This is a genomic window from Streptomyces sp. NPDC093109 (genome assembly GCF_040701725.1).
GTDB lineage: Bacteria > Actinomycetota > Actinomycetes > Streptomycetales > Streptomycetaceae > Streptomyces.
This window is the reverse complement of record NZ_JBFBEZ010000068.1, coordinates 5,971-9,212: the sequence shown is the minus strand read 5'-3', so window position 1 is coordinate 9,212 and position 3,242 is coordinate 5,971. Positions and strand designations below refer to the sequence as shown.

The 3,242-nt window shown below is 65.8% G+C and carries 2 protein-coding genes and 2 pseudogenes; all 4 read left to right on the top strand.

The genetic code is table 11. The annotated features are described in order from the left end of the window. Positions 1–1,013, top strand: a pseudogene (locus tag AB0389_RS36040) (microtubule/TRAF3 and DISC1 binding protein); the annotation flags it as partial. Positions 1,014–1,036: 23 nt separating this feature from the next. Beyond that, complete coding sequence (locus tag AB0389_RS36035; RefSeq protein ID WP_366399795.1) at positions 1,037–1,498, top strand: YbaB/EbfC family nucleoid-associated protein; 462 nt, start codon at positions 1,037–1,039, stop codon at positions 1,496–1,498. A 6-nt stretch (positions 1,499–1,504) separates the two neighbouring features. Beyond that, positions 1,505–1,870, top strand: coding sequence for a hypothetical protein (locus AB0389_RS36030; protein ID WP_366399794.1), 366 nt, complete (start codon positions 1,505–1,507; stop codon positions 1,868–1,870). 18 nt (positions 1,871–1,888) lie between these two features. After that, positions 1,889–3,242: pseudogene (locus AB0389_RS36025) on the top strand (sugar-binding protein); the annotation flags it as partial.

Below are 3,242 nucleotides of genomic sequence, written 5' to 3'. Positions count from 1 at the left end.
AGCAGAAGCAGGCCGAGGCCGAGAAGCGCTACGAGGAGCAGTCCCGGGACCTCGGCGGCGGAAACCGCCGCTTCGAATCCCTGAACTGGCCCTCCGGCGGCGTCGATTTCCCGAATGGATCGCTCGACAACAGGGGCGGCACCACGACGCTCAACCCCGACCGGTCGGTCACCATGGAGTACCCGGACGGGTCATCGCGGAACTTCGACCCGCGGACCGGCGACATCACCACGATCGAGCGGGACGGCTCGACGGACATCGACTCCCTGCCGATCGGGCAGTCGATCACCAACGGCGACGGCAGCACCACGACCCTGAACCGGGACGGCAGCCTTACCACCGACTTCCCCGACGGCAGCAGCAGCCGGATCGACCCGGACGCGGGCACGATCACCAACCGGCAGCCCGACGGGACGGTCACCACGACTGAGATCGATTCCGGCCAGACGCTGCCCAGCCACCTCGGCGGCGGGTCGAACCTCCCCTCGTACGGCCAGGACGGCGTCTACAGCCCCGGCGGCCTGAACAGCCCGGGCGGGTTCAACGGCTCTTACGGCTCCGGTAACGAGGAGGCGCTGTACGACGACTCGTCGTCCGGTTACGGTTACGGTTCTGGCTCCGGTTCCGGGAGCGGCACGCCCGGTGGCATGCCTGGGCCCGGCGGTATGCCGATGCTGCCGCAAGGCATGCGCATGAACGGCAGCGTCAGCGGCGGCGGCAACGAGGGCGAGCGGGTCCGCAACGTGTTGGACGACAGCAGCCGGCCCATCACGCGCCCCGGCGGCCCGCAGGCGAACCGCTTCGGCCAGAGTGAGGAAGAGGTCGCCGCGCAGCGCGGCGGTATGAACACGGCGGGCGGCATGCCCTTCGCCCCGCCGATGGGCGGCGGCATGGGAGGCGGCCAGCCGCAGCAGACTCAGAGCGCCGACCGTGACCGGGCCGCGTGGCTGGGCGAGGACGAGGACGTCTGGGGCACGGACGAAGGCGGCGCTCCGGCCGTCATCGGGCGATGAGAGACCGAGGGTAAGGGCGGGCGATGACAGAGTCGATACAGGAACGACTGGACAGGGCCAGGGCACATCTTGAACAGACCCAGAAGGCCGTGGCCGACGCGAAGGCACACCTGAGCAACGCATCGGCCACGGCGCGGTCGAAGGACCGCAGCGTCGAGGTCACCGTCAACGCCCAAGGACAACTCAGTGAGGTGAAGTTCCTGGACGGCAAGTACCGGACCATGGGCGCCATGCAACTCGCGGCATCGGTGCTGGAGGCGTCCCGGCAGGCCCACGCTCAGATGGCGCGAACGGTGATGGACGCCTTCCGGCCGGTGTCGGACACTCCCAAGGATCTCCTGCCCCGAAGTGAGGGCGTGGACATGGACTGGGAGGGGGTCTTCGGCCCGCTCATGGACACGGTGAAGCGAGCCGCGGCCGAGCGTGGCGGGGCCAGCGACCACTTGCGCGACGAGATCACCGAGGACGCGGAGAAGAGGGGGTAGGGAAGGATGGTTTCCGGAAACCGATTTGAGGCAGACCTCAGCCTGCTCGACGCGCTCATGCGAAAGACAGCAGAAGTCGGCAAAGAGATGAGAGGTGCAGCGCAGGAATATCAGGATGGAATATCTGAGACCAGGAACTGGTTCGGTCTCACGGACGAATACGCCCGTGAGACCGGACCTGACACCGAGCGTTCCCAGGAGCAGTTCACGGTGGGGCCGTTGGCCGCTGCCGATACCTTCGATGGCCTCAGTATGGCCTTGGGGGAGGCGAAGTACGAGATAACGGGTGCCTCGAACTGGGCGAACGACGAGATCGGGCTGGGGCAGGACGGTATGGACGACTTCGGCAATGGAACCGGCGGCAGGCACTGAAACATGCTCAGAGACTTTATGGATTTCACGGCAGCAGAGGAGTGGATGTATTTTGTCCTGATTGGTGAGCGTCCTCTGCAGGCGTCCTCCGACATGGCGTACGAGAATATGGCGCCGCACGACAGGTTGTCGGAGCGTCTGCAGGGGGCTCGCAGCGGCATCATGGAGTTGTCGACCATGGTGGACGGCGCTCTGCCGCCCGACTCGGCCGACCAGTTCAAGCAGACGACGTCGAGACTGCTGGAGATCGTGGACCAGCTCTCCGAGCAGGCGAGCGGGCAGGGGGGCCACCTCGTCAAGCAGTCGAATAACATCATGACGTCCAAGATCGAGCTTCAGATCGAACTCGCCTTCCTGCTGGCCGAGCTTGCGACCATCACCGCGATGTCGTTCTTCACGGGAGGATTGTCCTTCTTTGATACCGCGATCGCGAAGGCCCGTACCACTGTTTCTATTCTGACGATCCTCACGCGCTTGATGGGCGGGGCCCCCGGGCCGTTCTCCTCAATTCTGCAGGCGCTCACGGAAGCGCTCACCAATTTCGCCGCGCAGGTCATGACGATCTCGCTCACCCGCGGCGACCGCCGACCCTCCGGTATCGACTGGAAGGATGTCGGTATCAGTGCCTTCGCCGGCTTCGTGGGGGGCATTGTCGGTGACGTGATTTCCAAGGGTCTCACCAATTATTTCAAGAATAATTTCAAGAACTTCTACGACAATAAATGGGGGAATTTCGGGGCCAACGCGTTCACGGGAGCGGCGAGCGAGGGTCCCTCCGAGGGTGTGGCGGAAATCCTCACCAATGGAATCTTCTACGGCAGCTGGAAGGTCGACCCGATGTCCATCGCGGGCGGCTCCATCAGTGCCGTGACGGAGGTCATCCTCAGTACCTCGCTCGAAAACATCGCGAACAAAATGGGCAACAAGTTCTTCGATGCCGACAGCTTCACCGATCTGAACGTCTTGCCGGACCCCAACTCCCCCCTGGGCGGCGGTGGTGGTTCGAACAACACGACGTCCACGCCCGACCCGATCACGACGGTCACGCCCAACCCGAATACGACGTCTTCGCCCGCGCCGACGCCGACGTCTTCGCCCGCGCCGACGCCGACGTCTTCGCCCGCGCCGACGCCGACGTCTTCGCCCGCGTCGAGCACCGCGGACCTCACCCCGCTTCCGTTGCCCGACCCTGTCCCGAACGGGTCGGCTTTCGTCACGCCGCCTCCGACGCCGGCCCCCACCCCCGCGCCGCTCCCCGACGCGACGCCGACGCCTTTGCCCGCGTCGAGCACCGCGGACCTCACCCCGCTTCCGTTGCCCGACCCTGTCCCGAACGGGTCGGCTTTCGTCACGCCGCCTCCGACGCCGGCCC

Excerpts from the sequence above, each read along its gene's own strand:
- AB0389_RS36030 (WP_366399794.1), top strand. The coding sequence starts at position 1,505 with ATGGTTTCCGGAAACCGATTTGAGGCAGACCTCAGCCTGCTCGACGCG.
- AB0389_RS36035 (WP_366399795.1), top strand. The coding sequence starts at position 1,037 with ATGACAGAGTCGATACAGGAACGACTGGACAGGGCCAGGGCACATCTT.